Annotated in this window: 27 protein-coding genes and 1 tRNA gene; 16 read left to right on the forward strand and 12 right to left on the reverse strand. The window is 35.3% G+C overall.

Going from position 1 to position 21,957, the window contains the following annotated elements:
• Position 1: 1 nt before the first annotated feature.
• Genes A6I66_RS11815 through A6I66_RS11825 form a run of 3 tightly spaced genes read right to left on the reverse strand, consistent with a single transcriptional unit; the run spans position 2 to position 2,933 of the window.
• On the reverse strand, positions 2 to 1,207 hold the full coding sequence (locus A6I66_RS11815) for a DUF4350 domain-containing protein (RefSeq protein ID WP_067149555.1): 1,206 nt from the start codon (positions 1,205 to 1,207) through the stop codon (positions 2 to 4).
• Complete coding sequence (locus A6I66_RS11820; RefSeq protein ID WP_169815729.1) at positions 1,204 to 1,947, reverse strand: hypothetical protein; 744 nt, start codon at positions 1,945 to 1,947, stop codon at positions 1,204 to 1,206. Before A6I66_RS11820 ends, A6I66_RS11815 begins: the two co-directional genes overlap by 4 nt.
• Entirely contained in the window at positions 1,944 to 2,933 is a 990-nt protein-coding gene (locus A6I66_RS11825; RefSeq protein WP_067149558.1) for a stage II sporulation protein M, read from the reverse strand. Before A6I66_RS11825 ends, A6I66_RS11820 begins: the two co-directional genes overlap by 4 nt.
• 24 nt (positions 2,934 to 2,957) lie before the next feature.
• On the opposite strand from A6I66_RS11825, the gene A6I66_RS11830 reads away from it, so the two are divergent.
• Together A6I66_RS11830 and A6I66_RS11835 are read left to right on the forward strand one after the other, a co-directional pair.
• Complete coding sequence (locus A6I66_RS11830; RefSeq protein WP_067149560.1) at positions 2,958 to 3,677, forward strand: RDD family protein; 720 nt, start codon at positions 2,958 to 2,960, stop codon at positions 3,675 to 3,677.
• A gap of 82 nt (positions 3,678 to 3,759) precedes the next feature.
• On the forward strand, positions 3,760 to 4,371 hold the full coding sequence (locus A6I66_RS11835; RefSeq protein WP_067149562.1) for a trimeric intracellular cation channel family protein: 612 nt from the start codon (positions 3,760 to 3,762) through the stop codon (positions 4,369 to 4,371).
• A 178-nt stretch (positions 4,372 to 4,549) separates the two neighbouring features.
• On the opposite strand, the gene A6I66_RS11840 is transcribed toward A6I66_RS11835, so the two are convergent.
• On the reverse strand, positions 4,550 to 5,263 hold the full coding sequence (locus tag A6I66_RS11840; RefSeq protein WP_067149564.1) for a peptidylprolyl isomerase: 714 nt from the start codon (positions 5,261 to 5,263) through the stop codon (positions 4,550 to 4,552).
• 37 nt (positions 5,264 to 5,300) lie between these two features.
• On the opposite strand from A6I66_RS11840, the gene A6I66_RS11845 reads away from it, so the two are divergent.
• From A6I66_RS11845 to yaaA, 6 genes are all read left to right on the forward strand, one after another.
• Positions 5,301 to 5,942, forward strand: a complete 642-nt coding sequence (locus tag A6I66_RS11845; RefSeq protein WP_067149566.1) for an NUDIX hydrolase — start codon at positions 5,301 to 5,303, stop codon at positions 5,940 to 5,942.
• A gap of 56 nt (positions 5,943 to 5,998) precedes the next feature.
• On the forward strand, positions 5,999 to 6,796 hold the full coding sequence (locus A6I66_RS11850) for a lysophospholipid acyltransferase family protein (RefSeq protein WP_067149568.1): 798 nt from the start codon (positions 5,999 to 6,001) through the stop codon (positions 6,794 to 6,796).
• Between the two features lie 35 nt (positions 6,797 to 6,831).
• Positions 6,832 to 8,967 (forward strand): DNA helicase RecQ, encoded by a 2,136-nt coding sequence (gene recQ, locus A6I66_RS11855; protein WP_067149570.1) that lies wholly within the window; start codon positions 6,832 to 6,834, stop codon positions 8,965 to 8,967.
• A 267-nt stretch (positions 8,968 to 9,234) separates the two neighbouring features.
• On the forward strand, positions 9,235 to 9,705 hold the full coding sequence (locus A6I66_RS11860; RefSeq protein WP_067149572.1) for a lipocalin family protein: 471 nt from the start codon (positions 9,235 to 9,237) through the stop codon (positions 9,703 to 9,705).
• Positions 9,706 to 9,927: 222 nt separating this feature from the next.
• Positions 9,928 to 10,488 carry a pentapeptide repeat-containing protein gene (locus A6I66_RS11865; RefSeq protein WP_067149574.1) on the forward strand — a complete coding sequence of 187 codons (561 nt, stop codon included), beginning with the start codon at positions 9,928 to 9,930 and terminating at the stop codon, positions 10,486 to 10,488.
• A 272-nt stretch (positions 10,489 to 10,760) separates the two neighbouring features.
• Complete coding sequence (gene yaaA, locus A6I66_RS11870) at positions 10,761 to 11,519, forward strand: peroxide stress protein YaaA (RefSeq protein ID WP_067149576.1); 759 nt, start codon at positions 10,761 to 10,763, stop codon at positions 11,517 to 11,519.
• A gap of 23 nt (positions 11,520 to 11,542) precedes the next feature.
• On the opposite strand, the gene A6I66_RS11875 is transcribed toward yaaA, so the two are convergent.
• Complete coding sequence (locus tag A6I66_RS11875) at positions 11,543 to 11,677, reverse strand: 30S ribosomal protein THX (protein WP_067149578.1); 135 nt, start codon at positions 11,675 to 11,677, stop codon at positions 11,543 to 11,545.
• Between the two features lie 191 nt (positions 11,678 to 11,868).
• Between A6I66_RS11875 and A6I66_RS11880 the strand changes: the two genes are divergently transcribed.
• The 3 genes from A6I66_RS11880 to A6I66_RS11890 are packed head-to-tail and all read left to right on the forward strand — an operon-like array spanning position 11,869 to position 13,615.
• Positions 11,869 to 13,173: a DEAD/DEAH box helicase gene (locus A6I66_RS11880; RefSeq protein WP_067149580.1), complete on the forward strand. Its 1,305-nt coding sequence runs from the start codon at positions 11,869 to 11,871 to the stop codon at positions 13,171 to 13,173.
• Positions 13,174 to 13,182: 9 nt separating this feature from the next.
• Positions 13,183 to 13,407 (forward strand): DUF6500 family protein, encoded by a 225-nt coding sequence (locus A6I66_RS11885; protein WP_067149582.1) that lies wholly within the window; start codon positions 13,183 to 13,185, stop codon positions 13,405 to 13,407.
• A complete protein-coding gene (locus A6I66_RS11890; protein WP_067149584.1) occupies positions 13,388 to 13,615 on the forward strand; it encodes a VF530 family protein in 228 nt (75 codons plus the stop codon). Before A6I66_RS11885 ends, A6I66_RS11890 begins: the two co-directional genes overlap by 20 nt.
• A gap of 36 nt (positions 13,616 to 13,651) precedes the next feature.
• On the opposite strand, the gene A6I66_RS11895 is transcribed toward A6I66_RS11890, so the two are convergent.
• From A6I66_RS11895 to map, 3 genes are all read right to left on the reverse strand, one after another.
• Positions 13,652 to 14,419, reverse strand: coding sequence for a class I SAM-dependent methyltransferase (locus tag A6I66_RS11895; RefSeq protein WP_067149607.1), 768 nt, complete (start codon positions 14,417 to 14,419; stop codon positions 13,652 to 13,654).
• A gap of 27 nt (positions 14,420 to 14,446) precedes the next feature.
• Entirely contained in the window at positions 14,447 to 14,821 is a 375-nt protein-coding gene (locus A6I66_RS11900; protein ID WP_067149586.1) for a GxxExxY protein, read from the reverse strand.
• 69 nt (positions 14,822 to 14,890) lie between these two features.
• On the reverse strand, positions 14,891 to 15,709 hold the full coding sequence (gene map / locus A6I66_RS11905) for a type I methionyl aminopeptidase (RefSeq protein WP_067149588.1): 819 nt from the start codon (positions 15,707 to 15,709) through the stop codon (positions 14,891 to 14,893).
• Positions 15,710 to 15,902: 193 nt separating this feature from the next.
• Between map and A6I66_RS17110 the strand changes: the two genes are divergently transcribed.
• Positions 15,903 to 16,022 carry a hypothetical protein gene (locus tag A6I66_RS17110; RefSeq protein ID WP_394331376.1) on the forward strand — a complete coding sequence of 40 codons (120 nt, stop codon included), beginning with the start codon at positions 15,903 to 15,905 and terminating at the stop codon, positions 16,020 to 16,022.
• Between the two features lie 45 nt (positions 16,023 to 16,067).
• Here the strand turns inward: A6I66_RS17110 and A6I66_RS11910 are convergent, their stop codons facing one another.
• Together A6I66_RS11910 and gpmI are read right to left on the reverse strand one after the other, a co-directional pair.
• Positions 16,068 to 16,472, reverse strand: coding sequence for a BT0820 family HAD-type phosphatase (locus A6I66_RS11910; protein ID WP_067149590.1), 405 nt, complete (start codon positions 16,470 to 16,472; stop codon positions 16,068 to 16,070).
• Positions 16,473 to 16,612: 140 nt separating this feature from the next.
• Complete coding sequence (gene gpmI, locus A6I66_RS11915; protein ID WP_067149593.1) at positions 16,613 to 18,130, reverse strand: 2,3-bisphosphoglycerate-independent phosphoglycerate mutase; 1,518 nt, start codon at positions 18,128 to 18,130, stop codon at positions 16,613 to 16,615.
• A 253-nt stretch (positions 18,131 to 18,383) separates the two neighbouring features.
• On the opposite strand from gpmI, the gene A6I66_RS11920 reads away from it, so the two are divergent.
• Complete coding sequence (locus A6I66_RS11920) at positions 18,384 to 18,785, forward strand: ankyrin repeat domain-containing protein (protein ID WP_067149599.1); 402 nt, start codon at positions 18,384 to 18,386, stop codon at positions 18,783 to 18,785.
• A gap of 76 nt (positions 18,786 to 18,861) precedes the next feature.
• Here A6I66_RS11920 and A6I66_RS11925 read toward each other — a convergent pair whose 3' ends face one another.
• Positions 18,862 to 19,311, reverse strand: a complete 450-nt coding sequence (locus A6I66_RS11925) for a GNAT family N-acetyltransferase (RefSeq protein WP_067149600.1) — start codon at positions 19,309 to 19,311, stop codon at positions 18,862 to 18,864.
• Between the two features lie 75 nt (positions 19,312 to 19,386).
• On the opposite strand from A6I66_RS11925, the gene A6I66_RS11930 reads away from it, so the two are divergent.
• Entirely contained in the window at positions 19,387 to 19,812 is a 426-nt protein-coding gene (locus A6I66_RS11930) for a GNAT family N-acetyltransferase (RefSeq protein WP_067149601.1), read from the forward strand.
• A 54-nt stretch (positions 19,813 to 19,866) separates the two neighbouring features.
• Positions 19,867 to 19,939: transfer RNA gene (locus A6I66_RS11935), tRNA-Gly, on the forward strand.
• Between the two features lie 225 nt (positions 19,940 to 20,164).
• Here A6I66_RS11935 and pepE read toward each other — a convergent pair.
• The gene (gene pepE, locus A6I66_RS11940) at positions 20,165 to 20,872 is read right to left on the reverse strand and encodes a dipeptidase PepE (protein WP_067149602.1); all 708 of its coding nucleotides are present in this window, start codon (positions 20,870 to 20,872) and stop codon (positions 20,165 to 20,167) included.
• A gap of 111 nt (positions 20,873 to 20,983) precedes the next feature.
• On the opposite strand from pepE, the gene A6I66_RS11945 reads away from it, so the two are divergent.
• On the forward strand, positions 20,984 to 21,784 hold the full coding sequence (locus A6I66_RS11945) for a carboxypeptidase-like regulatory domain-containing protein (protein ID WP_067149608.1): 801 nt from the start codon (positions 20,984 to 20,986) through the stop codon (positions 21,782 to 21,784).
• The last annotated feature ends 173 nt before the right edge of the window (positions 21,785 to 21,957 follow it).

A 21,957-nucleotide genomic window follows, 5' to 3' on the forward strand; every position in this document is an offset into this window, starting at 1 on the left:
ATTATTTTGAATTAAAGGCTTCAATGAATTTGTTTAGTTTGATTAATTGGGCTTCTGTAACGGCTTCTTGCGTTTTTAACCATTTGATATAGTTGATTAAAATTTTAACATCCTCGGTTTTTTTACCCGATTTGGCAGCCAATCGATTTATAAATTCTTCGTCTAAAACCTGCGTGTTTAAATGAAATTCAACTCTAATTTTCTCTAAAAAATAAGTGATTTTTTTATCAATGAGGTTTTTATGGTCTTTGGTTTCAAAGTATAAATTAGAAACGGTTTTCACAAAGGCCACCGAAGTATTTTGTAACGGGGTGATAATTTTAATAATACGCTGTCTGCGTTTGGCATTAAAAATCATAAATAAAATGGTAAACACTAAAGCGGTGTACCAGGCCCAACGAAAGGATTGTTGTTGTAAAAACCACGAAAGATTGGATTCTTGTTCAACATCAGGGCTGTAAGGGGTTTGTATTTTGGTAAAGGAATCGAAATATAGATCGTTTTCAGGTAAGTAGGCGAGTACCCCTTCAATATATTGATAGCGATTTTCTGCTAGCAAATTATAGTTTGTAAAGGCTTTGGGCTCGGTATGCAGATAAATAAAACCTGCTCCAAAGGGAATTTTTAAAAAGTTAGCGTGTTTGTAATCTATTTTAGAATAACCTAAAACGGTATATTTTTCTTTATTATAAGATGAAAAATAGGAGTCCCCTTGATTTTTATCAATTTTGATATCAGGTAGATCGAAATCCGTTAGAGAGAGGTATGAAATACTGTCCTTCTGATTTGTGATGTATTTAGTTTCAAGGGCTAAAGTGTCATTTATTTTCTGCGGAAAGCTGTAATCGGAAATGAAAAGTGTGTTTCCAGAATCCACAAAATGAAGCAATTCCTCAATGGAATCATCTTCTAAATAATTTGAATTACCGAAAATAAGGTAGCTACCTTCTGCAATAAATTCACCATAACTTCCATCGGAATGTGCACGTAAGTAACTAGCCGGTTGATGGTAAACGGTTCGAAACGCATGATTTTCAAAAATTCGAGGCAGTTCCTTATATAGGATACTTAGTCCGTAAGGTTTATTACTTTTTTCGTTAAAAGATTCTTCCCAATCGACTGTTTTGGTGCTAGAAATACTGAGCACGACAGCTGCAGTTATAATTAGCGTAATTAGAATGACGATAACCACTAAAATTTTTCTCATGATTTTAACGGTTTTAGGAAGTCAGTAAAATGAGTTTTAGCCATTTGGTATTTCTGTAAATCAACAGGGAATTCGCCGTACCAAATGTAATTATAGAGGTATGAGATATATCCGAAATTTTTAAAGTGGGCCGTTTGTTGTAGTTCGGTTAAATATTCTGCATTTGTTTTATCGTCTTCAAAAGTAATAAGGTTATTACGGCTTAAGGTTTTTAAAGTAAGCAGGTAGTAATAACGTATAGCAAGTCGGAAATTAGTATCGTTTTCAGCTTGTTTTATTAAAGTCTCAATATCTATGTTTTCAATATTCTCTGCGGTAATGTCTTCATCGGGGTTAAGCGATTTGTTTCTTTTTGATGAGAACAAACCACTGCCACCTTCTTTAACCAGTAAATAAACTAAAGCAACAACCGCCAAGGCAATAGCGAGGTAGAAAAACCATCCTAAAGGGCCAAGGTTAATATGAAAATCGCGTTGGTTGTTTTCTTCTTCGGTTTCAAGAGGTGCATTGGTGGCCTCACCGTTTCTGTAGGTTTCGTAGACTCCAGACCCCGATTTAGTACGCCTAACAACCGCTCGACCTTGATAGTTAAATCGCTCGTCTTGATAGCGCGATTTAAAATCGTCATCAAAACGTCTAACCTGATCAGGGTTTTGAGATATTGTGGTAGCAAAATTCGTTTGAACACAGCAACACAGCATCAAAATAAAAAGCCTAAGATATGGGGGTGATAATTTCAAACGGTTAAGGTACTTGTAGTTGGGATTGAAGTGATTTGCTTCTGAATTTTAAAGGGGTATATTAAATAGTAATAAGAGATTAAACTCAAGGTGCTTAAAATGATAAAAACCGATAAAGCGTGTGGCATAATATTAGAATATCGGGTTATAAAACCTTCCAAAAAGCCAGCAGCAAAAGTAAAAGGGAAGGTGCTAATTAAAATTTTCACACCAATTTTAGCGCCTTTTTTAAAAGACGTATATCGTGAATGGGTGCCAGGAAATAGAATACTAGCACCTAAAATTAATCCAGCCGCCGCTTCAATAACAATGGCGAATATTTCCATAGATCCGTGAATCCAGATACCTCGAACACTTTCCCAAAACACATTTTTTTCATAAAAGAAATATTGAAAGGAGCCCAGCATAATGCAGTTTTTAAACATGATGTAAAGGGTACCAATACCTAAAAACACACCCATTACAAAAGCGATAATACCCACTTTTAAGTTATTAATGGTGATGCCAATAAAACTTCCCCAATTGCTACCACTTTTATATACGGCCACAGGATCGCCGGCTTCAATGTTTTCTAACGACATGTTTACATAATGGTCGCCTAAAATAGAACGTACAAACTCACCGTCGTTGGCCGCAGAGATCACCCCAACAAAAGTAAAGGCGAAAAACACAATAAAAGCGATGTAAATAAATTTTCGGTATTCGTAACAAATGAGTGGGATTTCGGTTTTCCAAAAAGAAATAATCCGATTCGTGTCCTCTCGCTTGGTTTTATATATTTTTTGAAAGGCTTTGGCGGCTAATTGATTGAGGTAAACAACCACCTTACTTTTAGGGTAATAAGTTTGTGCATAAGCCAAATCGTTCACCACATGAATGTATTGTGTAGCCAGCTCATCTGGACTTTCAAAATCGTTATTGAAAATGGCTTTTTCAAAACTTAACCATTTTTCCTTATTTTGCTTGATGAATGAAACTTCCCTCATATATTTGATAAATTAAAATATAAAATGTCAGAGTTACAAATTAACACCACCCAAAATGTAAAAATATCGTTCAATGCTTCAGGAGCAGGAGAACGCTTGTTGGCTTTTATCATTGATATGGCTATAAAAATTGGCTATTTAATGGTTTTAGCAAGCTCTTTTGGTGTTTTTGATAACATGGATCAATGGTCTCAAATCGCCTTGAATACCCTGCTTAGTTTTCCCGTGATGTTTTACACCTTAGCGTTAGAGTCGTTGTTTAACGGACAAACCTTAGGCAAGCGTATTATGAAAATTAGAGTGGTGAAAATTGATGGCTATCAGGCGTCTTTTTCAGATTATGTGGTACGGTGGTTTTTTAGAATCGTTGATATTTATATTTTCGGATTAGGCTTTTTTGTCATGGCCATGAATAAAAAAACACAGCGTATAGGCGATATGGCCGCCGGAACTGCTGTTATTGTTTTAAAGGATAAAGTGAACATCAGTCATACTATTTTAGAAAATCTTACCGAAAATTATAAACCAAGTTATCCCAATGTTATAAAACTATCTGATAACGATGCTCGTATCATAAAAGAGATGTTTAATACTTCAAAACTTTCAAAAGATTACAAAACCTTAATCAAACTTCGTGAGAAAATATTAGAGGTGACAGGCATAAAAGAGGTGAAGCAAAAAACTGATACAGAATTTATTAGCGTTATTTTAAAAGATTATAATTTTTATACTCAAAATATGTAAATAGAGAAGTACTTTTGCGCCGCGAAAGTAAATATGATACTTTCCTAAATTATTTTAAGAACATATAATTTAAAGATAAATTATGTTTTATATCGTTGAGATTTTTGGAACCGCGGCCTTCGCTATATCAGGAGTTTTAGTGGCTCTTAAAAAGCGAATGGATTTATTTGGTATTCTTATAATTGCTTTCGTAACCTCGGTAGGAGGTGGTACTTTGCGTGATATTTTAATTGGTGTTACGCCCGTAAGTTGGATGACCAATATTGTGTATACTTACGTGATTATAGGCGCTTCGATTTTCGGAATTATTTTTAGAAGTAAACTTAATTATTTACGAACCTCACTATTTTTATTTGATACTATTGGAATAGGTCTGTACACTGTTGTAGGTGTAGAAAGAGGGATAAACGCTGGTTTACACCCTGTAATTTGCATTGCGATAGGCACCATAACAGCATGTTTTGGAGGTGTTGTACGTGATGTTTTGTGTAACGAAATCCCCGTTATTTTTAGAAAAGAAATTTATGCAACTGCCTGTATTTTAGGAGGAATCACTTATTTCCTATTAAAATTATTACCAATTGAAGGTAACTTTATTTTTATTATCGCTGGGGTTGTGGTTATCGTGATTCGTTTATTAGCCGTTATTTTTAAGATTGCATTACCGAATTTGTACAACAATCAAGGGGATTAAAAGAGTGAATCTTTTCGCTGAAACCTAATAAAAACACCTCCCTTAATCCCTCCTTATTAGGAGGGAAACTGTTGTGTTAGATTTTCCCTTTATAAAGAGGGTGTTAAGGGGTGTGTTATCAGAAGTTGGTAGGTCTTAAATTGAGTAAAGCCCTCTAATAAAGTCACTTTGTCCCAAACTATTCTATAATCTCAACATTGCGTATATAAATGTTTTTGTTAGGCCAATCGGCACTGTCGGTATCTACACTCGCAATTTTATCAACTACATCCATACCTTTAGTAACATGTCCAAATATGGTGTAATCCCCATCTAAAAAATGCGAGCCTCCTTCCTGCTGAACAATGAAAAACTCATAAGGCGAGGCTAGTTTATGCGGATTGTCAATTTCGCTACTTGGCATAGAAATCACACCTCTGTCATGTTTAAAACCACGTTTGGTGTCTGGAGGTAAGAGGTATTTGCCTATGTATTCACGCTTTCTAACCGTTTCTTTATCGTCGCTATTTCCGGCCTGAACCATGAAGTTATCAATCACACGGTAAAACTGTGTGTTATTGAAGTATTTTTGCTTCGTTAGCCAAATAAAATTGGAACGATGAAACTTGGTTTCGTTATACAGTAGGATGTCTATGGTGCCAAAATCGGTTGTAATGCGCACCTTATTTTCCTTGTGATGCTTGTCGTATTCCAAGAAAAAATCCATCGCATTTTTGTCGGTTAACTTAGGGAATTCACGGGTCTTTTTTTTAGTAGACGTCGTTGTTTTCGGTGTTTCCTCGGTTTCTTTGGTTTCAACTTGGGCTTCAGGGCTAGGCTTCTTTTTAGTTTGTTTATCTTCACAGTTTAAAACTAGAAGACATAAAAAACAAAAAATAAGATTAAACTTCATTAATTATAATTTTGTTATTCACTGAAAATATTTTCGAATGAATTTTGATACATTTTTACAGGCGCTTTCAAAAATAGAAAATATACCCGTATTAGGCGAAACATCGCACTTTAAAATGGTGCCTTCCTTTCGTCATGAGTTTCTTAGAAATCAGAAATCGGCCATCAAAAACGCTAAATTAGCAGGTGTTTTAGCTTTGTTTTATCCCGATCAGTTTCATGAAACACATTTTGTTTTAATATTAAGAAAGACCTATAAAGGGGTACATTCGGCACAAGTAGCTTTTCCTGGCGGGCGGTTCGAGCCTGATGATGCGTCTTTAGAATTTACGGCTTTGCGTGAAACTTTCGAGGAAGTTGGGGTGCCTATGGAAGATGTTGAAGTGGTTAAAGAGCTCACACAGGTGTACATTCCTCCAAGTAATTTTTACGTGCAGCCCTATGTAGGAGTAAGTCACAAAACACCAAAATTTGTAAAACAAGCTGATGAGGTAGAACGTATTATTGAAGTGCCTCTGGCCGATTTTTTAGATGATAGTTACTTAATTACTAAAAAAGTAAAAAGCTCTTATAGTGCTGAAGTCGAGGTGCCTGCTTTTAAATTAAAAGGTCATGTGGTTTGGGGCGCAACCGCTATGATGCTTAGTGAAATTAAAGACCTGTTAAAAGCTCTGATATAATCTACGAGATTTACTACATTTGCACCACCAACTGAAAAATTGAAGAAGGATTTATTATGGGATTGCTTAAAAAAAATCCATTCGGACACATATTACTATTAAAAAAATGGCTGATTAGAGTTTTCGGCCTTCTTACACATAGACGCTTTAGAGGGTTTAACGAACTTCAAATCGAAGGTTCTGAAGTGATTAAAAATCTACCCGATACCAACGTTTTATTTATATCAAATCATCAAACTTATTTTGCCGATGTGGTTTCTATGTTTCATGTTTTTAACGCGAGTTTAAGCGGACGTGTAGATTCGATTAAAAACGTAGGTTACATTTGGAATCCGAAATTAAACATCTATTATGTTGCAGCCAAAGAAACCATGAAAGCAGGGTTGCTGCCTAAAATATTAGCTTATATGGGGTCGATTAGTATCGAGCGTACTTGGCGATCTGAAGGTAAAGATGTGAACAGACAGGTTAAAATGAGTGATATTTCTAACATTGGAAAGGCCTTAGACGATGGTTGGGTGATTACTTTCCCGCAAGGAACCACAACACCTTTTAAACCGGTTAGAAAAGGTACCGCTCATATTATAAAGCGTTACAAACCTATCGTTGTACCTATTGTTATTGATGGTTTTCGACGTTCATTTGATAAGAAAGGCTTAAGAATTAAAAAGAAAAATATCTTACAATCTTTTGAAATAAAAGAACCTCTAGAAATTGATTATGATAATGATTCTACAGACGATATCATTACTAAAATCGAATATGCGATCGAGCAGCATCCATCATTTTTAAAGGTTATTCCTCAAAAGGAAATTGAAGCACTTGAAGCTTTGAATAAATTAAGAGAGTGGTAGTAAACCGCTAAAATCTTCTTTCATAAAAAAGCTTAATGCACACGACAGAAACTAAGGATAAATTATTTTCTAATTTAAAAACGTACTTTGGATACGATACGTTTCGTGCACAGCAAAAAGAGATTATTGAAACCGTTTTAAGCAAAAAAGATTGCTTGGTTATCATGCCTACTGGTGGCGGAAAATCGATGTGCTTCCAGTTACCTGCCTTAAGTTTTGAAGGTGTTACCCTAGTCATTTCACCATTAATTGCTTTGATGAAAGATCAAGTAGATGGTTTAAATGCCAATGGTATTTCGGCTTCGTATTTCAATAGCAGTCAGAGTGGTTCCGAACAAGATCTTATTATAGAACGTGTTATTCAAGCTGATTTAAAACTCCTGTATGTGGCTCCAGAGAGCCTTGCTTCGCTTCAAAATATCATTAATGAAAAATATATCAGTTGTGTCGCTATTGATGAGGCGCACTGTATTTCGTCTTGGGGACACGATTTTAGACCATCATATCAGCAACTAGGATTTTTAAAAGGCACGCTGCCTAATACACCATTTATTGCACTAACGGCCACTGCCGATAAAGCCACGAGAACCGACATCGCGAAGCAATTACGTATTGAACATGCGCAACAATTTATTTCGTCGTTCGACCGAGAAAATATTGAACTAGAAGTCCGCCCTGCCGATAATAGAATATCTCAAATCGTAAAGTTTATAAACAAAACGCCTAATCAATCGGGTATTGTTTATTGTTTAAGCCGAAAAACCACCGAGCAGTTGGCTAAAAAGCTTAAAACTAATGGTATTTCAGCTAAAGCTTATCATGCGGGTTTGAATTTTGAGGAACGGTCCAAAGTACAAGAGTCCTTTATTTTTGATAAAACTCAAGTAGTTTGCGCTACCGTTGCCTTTGGTATGGGTATCGACAAATCTAATGTTCGATGGGTCGTGCATTATAATATGCCTAAAAATATAGAAGGCTATTATCAGGAAATTGGTCGTGCAGGACGGGATGGATTAAAATCGCACGCCCTGTTATTTCATAGTTATGCTGATGTAATTCAACTTCGGAATTTTGCTAGTGGTGCATCAAATGAAGAGTTTCAAATAGCGAAGCTCGACCGTATGAAGCAGTTTAGTGAAGCCACTACCTGCCGTAGAAAAATCTTGCTTAGCTATTTTGGGGAGTTGCTTGCCGAAAATTGTGGAAACTGCGATGTTTGTAAAAATCCGCCACAGTTTTTTGATGGTACCATATTCGCTCAAAAAATCTTGTCGGCCGTATATCGTTTAAAGCAAGCAGAACCTATAGGAACCGTAATCGATGTGCTTCGAGGTTCGCAAAATGCCACGATTTTAGATAAAGGCTATAACCAATTGAAAACCTTTGGGATTGGTAGAGAAATTGCTTATCGCGATTGGCAGCATTTAACCATTCAATTAATAAATCAGGGGTTTTGTGAAATCGCTTTTCATAAAAATAATGTCCTTCGACTTACCGAGTTTTCTAACAAAGTTTTGTTTGAAGGCGCTAAAGTCTCATTAACAAAACCAGTTCATATTCCGGAACCAAAAGTTAAGGAACGCGTAAAACGCAAGCCCAAAGCAAGTCCTAAAGCTCGTGTTAAAACCGTTGAAAACAGCTTGTTTGAGCGTTTACGCCAGTTGCGTTATAAAATTGCTTTAGAAGAGGATATTCCAGCATATTTGGTATTTAGTGATGCGACGTTAAAGGAAATTGAACGAGAGCGTCCATTAAGTGAATCGGACTTTTTAAGCATAAGTGGTGTAGGACAGCGTAAGCTCGAGGTTTATGGCGATGAGTTTATGGCCGAGATTTTAGATTTTATGGGTTCTAAAGTGAAGAAGCCTAAAAAGAAGGCAACACATTTAGTCACTTACGAACTTTATAAATCGGGTTTAAGTGTGGAAGAAATCTCATTGGAACGTAAACTTTCCACCACGACCATTTATTCACATATTGCGAAATTACACAGTTCGGGGAAAGCAGTGAATATTCATGATTTTGTTTCAAAAACAGAAATTGAAGCCGTTCGAAAAGCAAAGCAAGAACTTGATGCCCCAAATGCTTTACGTCCTTACTACGATTATTTTAATGCCGATCTAGACTATTTTAAAATCCGTTTGGCCTTAAGTGTGGTGGATAAAAGTTAAACTATATCAGATTATTTACTAGTTAAAAAATAAGCTTTTTCAGTAGTTTTTGAGTTGTTTTTTAGTGTTGTATTTCAGTGTTTTATGTGTTGTTCTTCAGTGTGATTAAGTGATAACTGCGAAATGTCCTTAAGGATGCTATCTGTTTTTTTCTTACTTTTCCACTCCTAAATATTACAATTCGTGAGGAGTTTTCATCTTAAGGTGTAAGGGTTGGAAATATTGAAGTTAAACCAACTTATGTAATTAATTAAAAAAACAAACCAAATGAAAAAAAATACCAGCGTTATTCTTTTAACGGTAGCTGTGCTTGCTAGTTTATTTTTAATGTCTTGTAGTAATGATGATGATGATGATGATGAAGTTGAAGAAGTTGGAGAGGTATTTAATGAGGAGCTTTATGGAAAATGGACTTTATTTGTATTGCATGAAAGGGAATACGTAAATGGAACCTTTGAGAGTGAACGATATTATAAGTTCGGGGAAGACGAAATAAGTGACTTAACTTTTTATGAAAATAGCACCTTTTACAAATATGAATCCTTTTATGGGGTTAGAGAGAATGAAAAAGGAACCTATAGCTTTGATGGAGATGTTCTAACTTTGACTCTTGAAGATGGTTCTAAATATGCTTCTAATGTCGAGTTGTATCAAGAATATTTTATCATTCATAGTTCGGAGGAATTTGAAGAAAATGGAGATACCTACAGGCATGAACGTGAATGGAAGTACAGATAAGATTATAAAACCTAATTGAGACGAGCATTATTTTAAGGTGCTCTTTTTTTATTGCTTATAATTGTGCTTTGGTTTATAACCGATTCCATTGTTCAAATGGCTAAGAGCTCTTTACTTGTCTCGATACATTCCCGGTCTAGACTATTTTAAAATCCGTTTAGCCCTAAGTGTGGTGGATAAAAATTAGTACTTTTAAAAAGAAAAACCATTTCATAAAAGCTTATGGTAGAAGATCAAACTTTTAGTAAACAAGATTTTACCGAGAATCGGCTTCCTCATGGTGATTATGAATACTGCAGCTTTATAAATTGTAATTTTTCTAAATCGTTTTTAAACGGCATTAACTTTTTAGAGTGCGAATTTATCGATTGTAATTTAAGTTCGGCAAACATTACTAACACCGCATTTCAGGATGTGAAATTTCAAGATTGTAAAATGTTGGGTTTACATTTTGAAACCTGTAACGATTTTGGGTTTTCCGTTCGTTTTTTGAATTGCATAATAAATCACACGTCGTTTTATCAAGTTGATTTAAAAACATCAAAATTTGAAAACTCTAAATGCCATGAAGTCGAATTTACCGAAGCGGATTTAAGACAAGTTTCTCTTAACAATTGTGATTTAGAAGGCGCGACTTTTAATAACAGTAATTTAGAACGCACAGATTTTAGAACAGCAACTAACTATAACATCCACCCCGGACAGAATAAAATAAAAGGCGCCAAGTTTTCTGCAGAAGGCCATACTGGACTTTTAAGGGTCTATAAAATTGTGATTGAGTAGTTTATTTTAAAATCTGTTTTGTAAATAAATGAGCTTCATCTACATACCTTTTTATGATTTAAAAGGTTATTTTTAAGATCGAACTTGAAAGTATTTCTACAGCAAGCGCCTAGCCAATCATTAAACATCAATTCATTCTATAGTGGCATCAGAAATAATTCTTAACCATGATTTAAAAAATAGGATAGGAGTTGTAAATTTGAATTGAAAATAAAAAGTTAGGTAGAAGTATTGCCAAATTCCGCGAAAGCGAAAACAACAAAAAGGTATTTATGAAATTAGTTATATCTCCAGCAAAGTCCTTAGATTTTGAAAGTGAATTACCAACATCGCAACATACAGAAGCTCGGTTTTTAAAACAATCGGAGCGTTTAAATAAATTACTTAAAAAGAAATCGGCCAAAAGTTTATCGAAACTCATGAGTATTTCTGATGCTTTGGGGCAACTTAATTACGAGCGTAATCAAGCTTGGGAATTGCCTTTTACTACCGATAATGCCAGACCGGCAGTTTATGCTTTTAATGGCGATGTGTATCGTGGTTTGGATGCCTACACCATTCCAGAAGATAAAATTGAAACGCTTAACAACACAGTTCGCATTCTTTCTGGTTTGTATGGTGTTTTAAAACCTACCGATTTAATTCAGCCTTACCGTTTGGAAATGGGAACTAAATTCCCTGTAGGTACAAAGAAAAATCTATATGAATTTTGGAAAAAAGACATCACCAAAGCCCTTAATGAGGAGCTGGAAGATGATGAGTTGTTTTTGAATTTAGCCAGCAACGAATATTTTAAAGCGGTTGATACTAAAGCGCTAAAAGTACCTGTGGTAACGGCTAATTTTAAAGATTTTAAAAATGGCGAATATAAAATGATTTCCTTTTTTGCTAAAGCCGCCCGCGGATTAATGGCACGTTACGTAGTGGATACCAACGCAAAAACCATAGACGATTTAAAGGGCTTTAATTATGAAGGCTATAGTTATAGCGAACCGATGTCTAAGGAGAATGATTTGGTTTTTATAAGATAGAGGCTTAAAAAATAAAGCGCAGCCTATTTGGGTTGCGCTTTGTTTCCAATATTAATTTTACTCTCAACAGAAGGTTTCTTTTTTATTCTTGGGCGTCTCACTCCAAAAGTACCTCTGTGAATTTTGCCTCTTTTCGTTTTTTTATCGCCTTTTCCCATAGTTTTAATGATTTTTTTATCGCTTTCGCGGAATTGTTTCCGAACAGATTTGGAGTTCGGGTGTTTGGTTTAATATAACATTTTTTTACGGAAGAACAAGTATTTACACCACTTTGATAAAATTAGCTGTACCTTTGCCCACTTAAAGAAGTAGACTATAATTTTGTATGTGTGCTTCATAAATACGTTATATGTCATTTCAATCTTTGGGACTGTCTGAAGCCCTGCTAAAAGCAATTAGCAAAAAAGGATACACAAAACCATCTCCAATTCAAGAAAAAGCCATTCCACCCGTATTAGAGGGATATGATGTTTTAGCATCGGCACAAACAGGAACAGGAAAAACCGCGGGGTTTACTTTACCACTTTTACATTTGCTTTCTGAAAATCCGAAGGAAAAATACAAGCCCATTCGAGCTTTAATTTTAACGCCAACACGAGAGTTAGCAGCGCAAGTTTATGCGAATGTTAGAGAGTATAGTGAGTTTTTAAATTTACGAAGTGCTGTTATTTTTGGAGGTGTTAACCAAAAACCTCAAGCGGCAACTATTCGTCAGGGAGTTGATATTTTAGTAGCCACTCCAGGGCGTTTACTAGATTTACAAAATCAAGGTTTATTATCTCTAAAACGCGTAGAAATTTTTGTTTTAGATGAAGCCGACCGTATGTTGGATATGGGCTTTTTAAGAGATATTGAAAAAGTGATTAAAAGTATGCCAGAGAAACGTCAGAATTTGATGTTTTCGGCAACGTTTTCTAAGGAGATTAAAAAACTTGCTCATGGTATTTTAAATCAGCCAGTACAGGTTGAAGCGACTCCAGAAAACACGACGGTTGAAGCGATTTCACAAAAGGTATATCGCGTTGCCAAAGGGTTAAAAACAGGGTTGATTATTAAATTAATTAACGATGGTAATTGGAAACAGGTACTTGTTTTTACCAGAACAAAACATGGGGCGAATAAACTGAGTGAAAAAATGGATAAAGCTGGTATTACAGCAGCTGCCATTCACGGGAATAAAAGTCAGGGTGCGAGAACAAAGGCCTTATCTGGTTTTAAATCGGGTCGTGTTCGTGTTTTAGTGGCGACTGATATTGCTGCTAGAGGACTTGATATTCCGTTGTTACCACACGTGATTAACTTTGAGTTACCTAATGTTTCTGAAGATTATGTACACCGCATTGGTAGAACAGGAAGAGCAGGAGCCAAAGGTGAAGCTATTTCTTTAGTAAGTGCCGATGAAACCACGTTTTTACGTGATATTGAAAAACTTATTGAGTTAAAGCTTCCTGTAGAAATCGTTGAAGGTTTCGAGCCTGATCCTAATGCATCAACGGTACCTGTAAAACCAGGTCAGGGTAGACAAAACCGAAGACCTCAAAAAAGTAAATCAAATAAACCGAATAATTCTGGAGGATCTGGAGAGGGTTCTCGAAGAAATTCTGGAAGAAATAATAAATCCAGACGCCCAAGAAGAAGTAACGAAGGGAGGTAATCATACATTATGAATACCATTTTAAAACATAAAATTTTAGAAGTTTGCGATAAGAAAATTGCCGCTAAAGGTGATCAAGTTGGTATCTCGTTTTATGCTTTTTTTAAAAATAAAAACGATAATCCTGAGTTGTTAATGGAGGCTGCTACCTGGTGGATTCAAACTCATAAGCTTGATCATTTTGAAAAGGCAATAAAAATAAAAAATCTCGTTCTTGGAATCACAACCAAATAATCCCTTACATGGCGTAAAGTTAGAGCAAATCATTAATGATCTCGTGGCACATTATGGTTGGGAGTATATGGGGTATACCATTAAAATAAAATGTTTTAATGATAACCCTTCTGTGAAATCCAGTTTAAAGTTTTTACGCCGTACCCCATGGGCAAGAACGAAAGTAGAAAACATGTACTTGAAGATGCTTAAGGACCAAAAAAAGTAACTACTAAAAACTACTAAAGGTGTTTTATATGGCAGCTTACTTTCTAACAACAGGGATAATTTCACCCTGGGCTAAACAATAGCGATCAATGAGGTCTTCCGAAAGGTTCGCAGTATAGTCTACTTCTTCAACTGTAAAACCTATGTCTCGGAGCTTATCAAAATAATCACGGCCATAAACACGTACATGGTCGTATTGTCCAAATATTTCTGCGCGTTCTTTTTTATCAGTAATCGAATCGTCTTCAAAGGTTTTTTCCCGGTTCAAATCTTGCGGAATTTGTAAAACACCCATGCCGCCTTTTCTCAAAATTCTATAAAGCTCTTGCATGGCTTTCGTGTCATTGGGGATATGTTCTAAAACATGATTGCAAAGTATCATGTCAAAAGATTCGTCTTCGAACGGTAGATTGCAAATATCTGCTTTAATGTCGGCAAGAGGAGAATTTAGATCCGTAGTGACATAATCCAAGTTTTTCATTTGTCTAAAGCGCTTATAAAAAGCTTGCTCTGGCGCAAAGTGTAATACTTTTAATGGGGCAGAAAAGAAGGATGTTTCGTTTTTAAGGTATGACCAAAGAAGGCGGTGTCTTTCTAATGATAGGGTAGAAGGTGACAGTACATTACTTCGTTGATTTCCGTAGCCATAAGGAAGAAAGGATTTAAAGCTTTTTCCATCTATAGGATCGGTGTATGTTGAACCTTTTAGATAGGTTGCTAAAATAGGTCGTACAACATAGCTTAACCTAATTAATAGTGGCCTTGGGATGGTGTTTAGGATTAATTTGAAAGTTTTATTAGACACAGATTTCACAGATTTTCACAGATTTTTTTAAAGTATTACGCGTTTGTATTTTAAGCTGTCTTCTCCGAAATTTATAAGAAGACCTAATTTTAACTTTGATGCAGCTAAATAATTAAGTGTTTGCTTGGTGTGTGAATCGGTTAAACTGCTAATAGCTTTTATTTCTAGAATTATTTTGTCCTCAATAATAAAATCTGCTTGATATTTATGTGGTAATAAATTGCCTTTATATACAATGTTAAATTGTTTTTCTCTTGTAAAATTAATATTGTTATCTGTTAATTCAATCTCAAGAGCATCGCCATATACGATTTCGTTGAATCCTTTTCCTAATTCTCTATGAACAGCCATACATGCTCCAATGATTTTGTAAGTATCCTCTTGGTACGGGAAATTGTACATAGCTAGTTTGTCAGGTTTAAGAGCAGAGTTAGTAATCTGTGAAAATCTGTGAAATCTGTGTCTGAAAACTTAAAGCACTAAAGCCTCACGACGAAACTCATCCTCTTCATTGCTCTTAATCCCTAAAGCCTCATAAATGTAAGCAAAAGTAGAAAGCAATTCTGGCTTACCATCAATAAGCGCAACATCATGCTCGAAATGCGCCGAAGGTTTGTTATCTAAAGTTGTAATAGTCCAGCCATCACGATGTTGTTTTATACGCTGTGTTCCTAGGTTTATCATAGGTTCGATAGCCACCACCATGCCGTCAACGAATTTTTTTCCGCGTCCGCGTTTACCATAATTTGGCATCTCTGGATCCTCATGCATAGTACGTCCTAAGCCATGACCAACCAACTCGCGCACCACGCCATAACCATGATCTTCACAATATTTTTGGATAGCAAAACCAACATCACCAACACGGTTGTTAGCTTTAAATTCTCTAATACCTACATATAAAGATTCTTTAGTCACTTGAAGAAGTTTCTCGGTTTCAGGGTCGATTTCGCCAACAGCAAACGTATAGGCATGATCGCCATAAAAACCATTCTTTAAAGCACCACAATCGATAGAGATAATATCACCTTCCTTTAAAGGGTCGCCATTAGGAATTCCGTGGACAACTTGTGAGTTCGGACTCATACAAAGTGTGTTAGGGAAGTCATATAAGCCCAAGAATCCAGGAATGGCACCGTGGTCTCTAATATGTTCTTCAGCTAACTTATCTAATTGTAGTGTCGTTACTCCAGGTTTAAGTGCTTTAGCAATTTCACCTAAGGTTTTAGATACGATTAAGGCACTCTCGCGCATTAATTCAATCTCTTCTCTTGTTTTAACAATAATCATAATTCTAAATATAGGAATGCAAAGGTACTTAATTTTAGTGATTCAGTTTTTACATTATTATTAGTAATTGCTGACTTTTGACAGTTTTTTTGATTTAAAAACGGGGTAATTTTGAGTTTTCAAGAAGCCATGTAATCATCCATGACGTTGAGCAGGTAGAATTCGCAAATTCAACTATGAAACAAAATCACGGATGGTTTTATCCGTATTTGTACATGAAGTAGTTACCGAATACGGTGTAGCCAATCTGTTTGGAAAAACAATAAAGGAAGCGCGTAAAAGCTTTAGTGTATATGGCTCATCACAATCATAGAGAAGCTATAGACAAATCGTATTTTGAATTAACACGATACTAATGTTAGCCGAATAATCCGAAAAAGCCTTTTTTCTTTTCAGGAATAGGCGCTTCTGTATTGGTGAGTTTTTGATAAATTTCTCCCCAGCCTAAAAAGCCTCCTACATTTCTATCGTCTATGAATAAATCAGCATTAATTTTTCGGCTTACCGAGTTGTCGTATTCTTCTTCAGGAAAACTATTGTTTACGGCATAAAAGGTAATACCTTTGTCTTCGCAAAATTTAACGGCATCATCTAATTTTGATCCGCAACGGTAAGTCCATAGGATAAGGCGGTGACCATCCTCTTGAAGCTTTTTTAAGGTTTCAAAAGCGAAAATCATGGGTTTTCCAATTTTAGGGTAAGCGTCTTCAACAATGGTGCCGTCAAAATCGACAGCGATAATTAATTGGTTACTAAATGTCATAAATTAAGTTAAGCAAGGGTTTACGGCAAAAATACAATAATTTTTAAGGATAAGAAGGCTAAAGGGTTATGGACTTATAAGAATTAAAAACCCCACATAAAGTGGGGTTTTATTTTATAGATTTAATATCTAATAAATGGTTATACTAAAGCATGTCTAGTCATGGCTTCAGGTTGAGGTACTCCCATGAGTTTTAATATAGTAGGAGCAACATCGCCTAAAATTCCATCCTTAATTTCTTTTAATTCATTATCCACTAAAATCACAGGAACTGGGTTCGTGGTGTGCGCTGTATTTGGAGAGCCATCTGGGTTAATCATTGTTTCACAGTTACCATGATCGGCAATTACGATGGTTGTATAATCATTTTCTAAAGCTGTCGTGATTACAGATTTCACACAGTCATCTACCGCTTCACAAGCTTTAATGGCAGCTTCCATAACCCCTGTATGACCTACCATATCACCATTAGCAAAGTTTAAGCATACAAAATCAACATCACCTTTTTCTAGTTCTGGCACTAATGCATCACGAAGTTCGTAAGCGCTCATTTCAGGTTTTAAGTCGTAAGTTGCCACTTTTGGAGAGTTTCTTAAAATACGGCTTTCACCTTCAAACTCTTTTTCTCTTCCTCCAGAGAAAAAGAAGGTTACGTGTGGATATTTTTCTGTTTCAGCAATTCTAATTTGCTTTTTGTTATGTTTTTCTAAAACTTCACCTAAAGTTTCGGTTAAATTCTCTTTATTGAAAATAACGTTCACATTTTTATATGTGTCGTTGTAATTTGTAAGCGTCACATAGTGTAAATCTAACTTTTTCATGTCGAACTCTGGGAAGTCTGCTTGAGATAACACTTCGGTTAACTCACGACCTCTATCGGTTCTAAAGTTGAAAAAGACAATCACATCCCCATCTTTTATTTTTGTGATAGGTTCATTGTTAGCATCAACAGCGATGATAGGTTTGATGAATTCATCGGTAATATCATTCGCGTAATTAGCTTCAATACTAGCAGCGATATCAGTAGATTTTTCACCTTCACCTTTTACTAAACCATCGTAAACTACTTTAACACGTTCCCAACGTTTATCTCTATCCATGGCGTAGTAACGGCCTGAAATGGTTGCGATTTTTGTGTTTGTTCCTTCAATATGAGACTGTAATTGCTTAACAAATCCAGCTCCAGATTTAGGGTCTACATCACGTCCGTCAGTAAAACCATGAACATAAGCATTTGGTACACCAAAATCATTGGCAGCATCTACTAAACCTAATAAGTGGTTGATGTGTGAATGCACACCGCCATCACTTAATAAACCTAAAAAATGAACATCTTTATTTTGTTCTTTAGCATATTTAAAAGCATCAACTAATACCTTTTCGTTGTTTAGTGTTTTGTTTTCAACAGCTAAATTAACTTTTACTAAATCTTGATATACAATGCGGCCAGCACCTAAATTCATGTGTCCTACTTCACTATTACCCATTTGGCCTTCAGGTAAACCAACGTGTAAACCATCGGTACGTAAAGTGGCATATGGAAATTTTGTATATAAAGAATCAATAAATGGAATGTTGGCATGGTCGATTGCAGAAACTTTTGGATCTGGAGAATTTCCCCATCCATCAAGGATCATTAAGATAACTTTTTTGTTCATTTTTTATAAATTTTAAAACGTAACAAAGATAAGGAAGTTTGTTAAAATAAGATCTATAGTAACGCGTGAAAAGTCTTGTGAATTAAGGTGTTTCGTAATTGTTAACTCACAGTTGTTTTTTGTTAAGTTCTTGCGAATCAAACGTTAAAAATGTGTTATTAATAATTTTAGGTGTAACATTTTGAAAATTTTGTCGTCTCTTTAGTATATCAAAAAACGTTAATCATTTTAATCAAACTTAAAATCTTTCATCATGAAAAAATCAATCATTATTTCAGCTATTGCATTATCCTTTTCAATCATGGGTGCTCATGCAACAACAGAACCATTAACACTAAAAAATAATAGTGTAGAAGCGTATTTTAAAGTGAACTCTTTTTGTGTTTCTATTGCTAAAGGCGATTATGAAACCGTACAAAAATTAATCGAAAGAGGTGCCGATGTCAATGCTAAATCTCATGGGTTAACACCAGCCATGTATGCAGCTAAATATAATCGCGTAGACATTCTTCAGTTATTAATTGATAATGGAGCCAATTTAAAAACCAAATGTGATAAAGGTAAAACTGCTGCAGAGTATGCCGAATTACATGGTGCGCACGATACGAAAGCTGTGATCGATGATCATTTAGAATCGAAAAAAAGAAAAAAATAATTGCTATTTTATAATTATTTCGAGTTAGTTAGTCTAAAAAACGTCTTGTATTCAGGGCGTTTTTTTATGCCTCATTTTACAATGATTTCTGCATGGTAAAATGGGTGCCAATATCTGGAATATCAAACGGTTCGCCGAAAATTTGATATCCGCATTTTTCATAAAAGCGTATAGCCACTTCACGAGCATTGCACCAAATGGTTTTAATATTTTTAGACTTTAGGTAGGCTTCACCAAATTGTAACACGCTGTTCCCTATGCCCATCCCTTGATAAGCTTCTAGTACAGCCATGCCCCGAAGCTGATACTGCTGATTATCTACTATATGAGGATGGCTGTTTTTAAAAAAGGAACAAATACCAATGATGTCGTCATGTAAATAAATGCCAAAATGAATGGTTGACTTCAAAGTGTCTCCATCAAAAACACAAGAATCAGCAGGTTTGCCTGGCCTTAAAACGGGCAAGCGTACTTTGTAAGTTTCCTGAGCACTGATTTGTTTTATCTGAAATTCGGATGGATTCATACGAGATTTGATATTTTTGCGAATAAAAACAAAGGTAAATAAACAGGTTTTATTTTATTAGAAAAAGGAAAGAACATGGCATACACTTTTAAAATTTTAGACCAAGACTATATTAAACAGATAGTGCCCTTGGTAAAAAAATTAAATGCAGATAAAATTTCAGAAGATTTACTTCGAACACGTATCACTGAAATGTTTTCTCAAAATTACGAGTGTGCTGGTGTTTTTAATGAAGATGAACTTATAGGAGTTTGTGGCTTGTGGTTTTGTACACGGCATTATTCGGGGAGGAGTGTGGAGCCTGACCATGTTTTTATTGAGGAAGCTTATCGTGGAAACGGATTAGGGCATCAGTTTTTTAGCTGGATTTATCAATATGTACGTGAAAAAGGTTACGAATCTATCGAATTAAATACCTATGTGAATAATTATGCGTCACATAAGTTCTATTATAATCAAGGGTTTAAGATTTTGGGTTATCATTTTTTGAAAAAGTTGTAAATTTTTCTTGGAAGATATCTAAAGGTTTATCTATATTTGCCCCCGGAATTAAAGGCGAGAGTAGCTCAGTTGGTAGAGCGTCAGCCTTCCAAGCTGAATGTCGCCGGTTCGAACCCGGTCTCTCGCTCAAAAGCTTCATCATAACGATGAGGCTTTTTTTTTTTTGTGTAAAATTTAAATCTTTCTAAAGATAAGGGTGAGAAGTTTATGCTGAGCGCAGCCGAAGTGAACCCGGTCTCTCGCTCAAAAAGCTTCATCAAAACGATGAGGCTTTTTTTTTTGTGCAAAATTTTTAAATGCGTTAAGCTATATGCTTTGTGCTTAAAGCCTATCGCATATAGCATACAGCCTATCACTTCAACACATTCAATTCAGTTCCCGATGGAATTTCATAAGGCGCTTTATCATATTCAAAGATTCTAGCATCCAAACTTCCTTTTAACACAATTGAATCGCCTTGAACATGCAACCAACTGCCTTCTCTTAACCCAACAACCGGTGGTGTGTTGTAATGATGAAATTCTTTAATACGAGTTTCACGTGTTTCCCCCATATGTTTACTGGTAGGATCTGGATCTAAGTAATGCGGATTAATATTAAAAGGAACAAAACCCAAAGCATTAAAACTTGGGGGATAAACTATAGGCATATCATTAGTGGTTTTAATGGTAAGTCCGCAAATATTACTTCCTGCACTGGTGCCCAGATAAGGCGTTCCGTTTTTCACAACATGTTGCAACGGCTCTATCAGGTTGTTTTTATAAAGTTGATTGGTTAAAACAAAGGTGTTACCACCACCAACAAAAACCCCTTCAGCCTGGGTAATGGCATCAATAGGATTTTCAAACTCATGTAGGCCTTTAACGTCAATATTAATTTTTTTAAACGCTTGTTTGGCATGATCGGTATAAGCGTCATGTGAGATGCCTCCTGGTCTGGCGTAAGGAATAAAAACAATGTTTTTTACCTCTTTAAAAAAAAGGTTTAGTTCCTCTAATATATATTCTAAATAACCCAAACCATGTACCGTAGAAGTACTGGCTATAATGATGTTTTTCATAGCATTTTTATTTGTTGATAAAAGTACTTAAAAATGGTTTTTAATAAAACTTTAAATATTTTTAGTTTAAGATTTTACCCAAAAAATGGTACCTTCATACAAAATAATGATATGAAAAAAATAGTACTTTTTATAACGATTTTGTGTTCACTCCAAGCAGTTTCTCAAAACGTAAATAGAGTTGAGGTTTTGGGGAAAATTATTGTAGAAGGCAGTGATATTTCTGGTATTACCGTAATTAATAAAACGTCAGAGGTTGGTACCATAACGAACGATGATGGTGAATTTACAATGCAAGTCGCTTTGCATGATGTGGTAGAAGTAAGTGCACTTCAGTATCAAAATATAAGCTTTGAAGTAAATGAAGCGATCCTAAAATCAAAGCGTATGAAGCTCTTTTTAATTGAAGAGATTAACAAACTTGATGAAGTTGTGGTGACTGAAGACGGCCTTACGGGAAATTTAGCTGTAGATTTAGAATCGGCCGCACCCTTTAATCCGAAATTAGATGCCTTGTATTTTGGTGTGAAGCACAACATGGATCATGAGTTTAAGCCAGACAACAAAACAAAAGTTGAAAATTTAGGTCAGAATTATCAGCAACAGCGTATGATAAACGGTTTAAATATTGTGAATGTAGTCGATCAATTATTACTGCCATTATTCCGATCTAATGTCTCAGATAAAAAGAAAGCAGGTGTTCCAGAAGTACCTATCGAATCTATAAAACCTTATTTTGGAGCTCAATTTTTAAAGGATAATTTTAATATTCCGGAGCATCGTACTCAAGAATTTATTCAATTTGTGGAAAAAGATAATTTCGATTTTACCTTACTTAATTACGGTAAGGAAATGGAATTTTTAGAATTACTTAATCAAAAAAGTATCGAGTTTTTAAACCAAAAAAAGTAGTCTTTAAACGGTTTTAACGAAATGTTATAGTTTCATTGTCAGTTTTTTAAGGATTTATAAGCTTTTTTTGTTGTCTAAACCAACAATATTGAAACGCATTTTTGCTTTTTTACTAACCTTCTGCGGGGTGATATCGGCTTTTTCCCAGTCTCATGACTTATCAGGAACTGTGC

The organism is Pseudotamlana agarivorans, from assembly GCF_001642835.1.
Taxonomy (GTDB): domain Bacteria; phylum Bacteroidota; class Bacteroidia; order Flavobacteriales; family Flavobacteriaceae; genus Pseudotamlana; species Pseudotamlana agarivorans.